The sequence below is a fragment of the Cohnella soli genome (assembly GCF_042655525.1).
Classification (GTDB): Bacteria; Bacillota; Bacilli; order Paenibacillales; family Paenibacillaceae; genus Cohnella; species Cohnella soli.
Map to the genome: position 1 here is coordinate 1 of NZ_JBHSMI010000018.1, position 4837 is coordinate 4837.

General features: G+C 39.1%; 5 protein-coding genes. All 5 read right to left on the minus strand.

Features of this window, described 5'->3' with window-relative positions:
* Positions 1-384 precede the first annotated feature (384 nt).
* On the minus strand, positions 385-945 hold the full coding sequence (locus ACFPOF_RS09470; RefSeq protein WP_378131909.1) for a 2,4'-dihydroxyacetophenone dioxygenase family protein: 561 nt from the start codon (positions 943-945) through the stop codon (positions 385-387).
* A 229-nt stretch (positions 946-1174) separates the two neighbouring features.
* Positions 1175-1504 (minus strand): low molecular weight protein tyrosine phosphatase family protein, encoded by a 330-nt coding sequence (locus ACFPOF_RS09475; protein WP_378131916.1) that lies wholly within the window; start codon positions 1502-1504, stop codon positions 1175-1177.
* Positions 1505-2531: 1027 nt separating this feature from the next.
* A complete protein-coding gene (locus ACFPOF_RS09480) occupies positions 2532-2963 on the minus strand; it encodes a hypothetical protein (protein ID WP_378131910.1) in 432 nt (143 codons plus the stop codon).
* Positions 2964-3163: 200 nt separating this feature from the next.
* Positions 3164-3565, minus strand: coding sequence for a hypothetical protein (locus ACFPOF_RS09485; RefSeq protein ID WP_378131912.1), 402 nt, complete (start codon positions 3563-3565; stop codon positions 3164-3166).
* Positions 3566-3826: 261 nt separating this feature from the next.
* The gene (locus tag ACFPOF_RS09490) at positions 3827-4699 is read right to left on the minus strand and encodes a hypothetical protein (protein ID WP_378131914.1); all 873 of its coding nucleotides are present in this window, start codon (positions 4697-4699) and stop codon (positions 3827-3829) included.
* Between the last annotated feature and the right edge of the window lie 138 nt (positions 4700-4837).

Sequence of the window (4837 nt, forward strand, 5' to 3'; positions counted from 1 at the left end):
TTACTCGCTGAATCAAAGAACGCCGCAACAACTCTTGCCATCTCTTCCCGAATACTTCTCTGAATCTTCTACTTGTTCCTGCTTCATTGCCAATCTCGCAAGTCCTCTAGACACCGACAATCTCTGCATCCTGGTTCAACCCTCAACAACTAACTATTTCTTTACTTTCAGGCACCTTTTGCTTACTCTTGTTCTTAATCCCTGCGGCGATGCGCTTAGTCGGTGCGGATGTGTCCGGCTGAAAATGCTCCTCTGCTACTGCCAATTACTTCTCTGAGTTCACATCTAACTCCTGCCGGACCGAGGGCCGAATGGCCCGAAGCGTGAACATGGTGTTATATGCTGTCCCCGCCTTCGAAGCGTTCTCTCTTTAATTATTATTATTCAATATACCAGTTCTTCAATAAATTCGATTTCATGTTCATTACAATAATCCTTATATTTCTTCAAAACAGTATAGATATCATCTTGTCCAACAATCTGATTATCTTCATCAAAATATTGCAAACATCCTCCCAAAATAAACAAAGTAATGACTTCCTCATCCTCTGTTATTAGTGAATGAATATCACCTGGAGGTTCAAAAATAAAGCTGCCCGGCTTTGCAATCCAATCCCTGCCCTCATATCGCCATTTCCCTTGAATGTTATAACCGATAACTGATCCACCTGTATGTCTGTGTCTATTCAAGATCTTATTTCTTTGGATCTTAAACAAATAAATCCATGTCCCTGTATTTAGATCAAATCTCAATGGTTTGAAATGACATGTACCATCATCAAAAGGAACCCAAGGAAGATCATCAATATGAAAAACTCTTTCCGGTAATTGAAATTGTTCTGCAAACTGGACGATTGAATCTTGGATGAGATTGTTCAAAATGATCACCTTTAATGTTTTAGTGTTTGCTCTTGCGGGGATTGCATATAACGTAAATGTGTTCACGACGTCCAACTCCCTTAAGCCCGAAGGGCGGCCGCGATGCGGTTAGGGAGTTGGATGTGTCCGGCTGATTCCGCTTCCCTGCTTCTGCCAATTGCATCCCCGAATCCACATCTAACTTCTGCCGGACCTAGGGCCGAATGGCCCGTTGCGTGAACATGGTGTTATAAGATGTCGGGGGCTTCTTGAGTTGCATTCAAAATGCTCTTCTATTTACTAGATTTCAATCAAATTATTCAGGCACTTCAATATATTCTGATAATCTTGATTTCAATATTTCTATTAATTCTTCATCCATAAATCTATAATCATCAGGAATATCTAGACATACTATTTTCTTATTCTCTAATGAATTTGAAAACTTATCTTTGAGCCTTCTTACATGTTTCTTCTCCATTACAAAAATCATGTCTGACCAACCAATATGTCCTTCTGTAACCTTAATTCTTGCGCCTTCTTCTGTACCTGCAGATCGAACATCATATCCATTAAATTTATCAAAAATCTTCTCTGCTGTTAGACTCCGCCATTTATTACGACTACAAATAAAGAGTAATTTAATCTCTTGTCACCTATTCCTTCAAAATGTTTGCTCTCAATTATAGCACTTAAAATTACGCCTTTCCCCCGATTTCTTATAACGTTCATGTGTTCACGACGTCCCACCGACTTAAGGCGACGAAGTCGCCGGGCGCGATGCGCTTAGTCGGTGCGGATGTGTCCGGCTGATTCCACTTCCCTGCTACTGCCAATTACTTCTCCGAATCCGCATCTAACTCCTGCCGGACCGAGGGCCGAATGGCCCGATGCGTGAACATGGTGTTATGTGCTGTTCCCGACCTCTCGATATACGACCAGTTCTAAATTCATTGCGAAGCATAGCTTTGAATCTCTGATAAACCCGAATCTTTAAATGATCTTCTTCGGACTACTTCAACAAATACATCCCTTAAATGAGACCTCCTTGAGCTACTTCCAACAAATACGTCTCTTAAGAATGAGACTTCATCGAGCTGCTTTCAACAAATACATTCCTTAATATGAGACCTCATCGAGCTACTTCCAACAATTACGTCACTTAATATGAGACTTCAGCGAGCTACGTTCAACAAATACATCCCTTAATATGAGACTTCATCGAGCTACGTTCAACAAATACATCCCTTAATATGAGACTTCATCGAGCTACGTTCAACAAATACGTCCCTTAAAATGAGACTTCATCGAGCTACATTCAACAAATACGTCCCTTAAAATGAGACATCATTGAATTGCTATCACCAAAATGATTCTTAAAATGATTCTTCCTGGAGCTGCCCGGAAAATACGTCATTTAATAATCGCGGACACGTAAAATGGATCTTAATGCATTCGGGAATTGCACATAACGTTAATGTGTTCACGACGTCCCACCGACTTAAGGCGACGAAGTCGCCGGGCGCGATGCGCTTAGTCGGTGCGGATGTGTCCGGTTGATTCCGCTTCCCTGCTGCTGCCAATTACTTCTCCGATTCCTCATCTAACTCCTCCCGGACCGAGGGCCGAATGGCCCGAAGCGTGAACATGGTGTTATGCGAAGTACCTGTCCCTCAGTCTGCTCTCTCAAAATCTATTTCCATGTTGCTGTTTGAAACTTTCAATTTCTTATTCTTTATTTCAATACTATATATTTTCTGATTAATCACGATTTGGTTCTTGGTTTCCCATTTGTATTCATATTTCATTTTATTGTTCTCATCAAACCTTTTACTTTCAACCCCATTTTCAGTTGTTAGAACGAAATTTGAGAATGAAATCTCATTATCCTTAACTTCCCAATAGTTATAATGAATTAATTCTTCATTTGTTCCCTCTGCTTGTGACAATTGAAGGGCCGACCAACTGCCAATGAATGAATCCTTCGTCGAGGAGCACCCAGAAGTAATTAGAGTTAATAGGATTGTAGAAATATAAAATAATTTAACAAATCTCATTTGACTTCCTCTTCTCTCAGGTATTTCGCATAACGTTGATGTGTTCACGACGTCCCACCGACTTAAGGCGACGAAGTCGCCGGGCGCGATGCGCTTAGTCGGTGCGGATGTGTCCGGCTGATTCCGCTTCCCTGCTACGGCCAATTACTTCTTCGAATCCTCATCTAACTCCTGCCGGACCGAGGGCCGAATGGCCCGAAGCGTGAACATGGTGTTATATGAAGTTGGGCTCTTCTTCGGTTTCTCTTTCAATTTATCTCATAAATCATTTCAAGTTGATTTATTTCATTTTCGTTCAAGTATTTCTGGTTAATCATTCCATCCCGTATCTCTAAAAATGAATATGGATTAAAAGGCTCTATTATGTCGTCTGAAAATAACAAAATGCCTTCAAAATTTTTACTTATCATTATCAACAGATTTGTATTTATAGTAATTTCAGAGTCCATTAAATAAATAGTTAATTTACATTGATATTTCCCGTTTATTCTTTTCGATTCAACAATTGCTTTGTATTCGCTGTTCAATTGTTCTTCTATATTTCCAATAACGATAGTATCTTCAGGATTGATCTTGAAAACACTATTAATCATTGAAAGAATTATTGATTCTGAAGGAGTAATTGCGAGATAAATATCCTTCCAGATCATTTAGATTGGTCCTCCTTGCTCTTAGCTTTAGCCCAATTTCATATAACGTTCATGTGTTCACGACGTCCCACCGACTTAAGGCGACGAAGTCGCCGGGCGCGATGCGCTTAGTCGGTGCGGATGTGTCCCGCTGATTCCGCTTCACTGCTGCTGCCAATTACTTCTCCGAATCCTCATCTAACTCCTGCCGGACCGAGGGCCGAATGGCCCAAGCGTGAACATGGTGTTAGGTGAAGTTAATGCCTTCCTTGAATCACAAAATTAATTGTCTAATTCATAATATTTATAAATAGCAAGAAGATACTTTAATGAATTCTCTGGGCTTTGCTTTATATCCCCCATACCATCAATTAATTCATGTGCTTGCCTATGTGTCTGACTAAAGAATCCACCATTATATCCGAAACAAGCATATGCAATTGACCATGCAAACTCAATGCACGCATTCTTTTTAGCCTTTGTGACTTTAATTTTTTGTTTTTTAGATGCCCAGACCTCTGTAATAAATATTAGGGCTTCTTCTGGAAAATCATTATTGAAGACTTCTTTATATAACAATGATGTTTCTGTTTCATCATAAATATTTTGAATTGAAACATACTTATCAGAAATAGTACTTAATTCGTATCTCATAAAGGATAGAATAGTAGGTATATGTAACTTAGAATATTTGTAATCAGTTTTCCAAAACCATTGGTCATCGTTAGAGTATCTATTATCTTGTTCTTTAATTATTTTCATTATGTCGTTTCTGAAAGAGATACTATCAATCTCTAATTGTTTTATCTTAGTAACTGGATTTATTAAATCATCCCAATAACCAGTATCCTCAATTAATTTGACTTTCTTTAGGCTCTTCTTTAAATCAATAAAGAGATGAATAATTTCTTTGTGTACAGATGGAGGTGCATATTCTGTTTTTGTAAATCCATTAAACTCAAAGTCACCAGTAAATAAAATAGATACAGGTTCACATCGTTCATGAATCAGCAAATTAATACCTTTTTTTCCATCTATATCAATAAATTCATAATTCCAATTATGTCTCACAGAATAACTGACAATCTTTGAAATACATTCCTCTTTCTTCTTTCGAGATGCAGCTTGACCGCTATAAAATATTGTAGCCCCCAAGAATAACCCTCCATATTCGTGCTTTGCATTAATTTCACCTAACGTTCATGTGTTCACGACGTCCCACCGACTTAAGGCGACAAAGTCGCCGGGCGCAATGCGCTTAGTCGGTGCGGATGTGTCCGGCTGATTCCGCTT

Excerpts from the sequence above, each read along its gene's own strand:
- ACFPOF_RS09485 (WP_378131912.1), bottom strand. The coding sequence starts at position 3,565 with ATGATCTGGAAGGATATTTATCTCGCAATTACTCCTTCAGAATCAATA.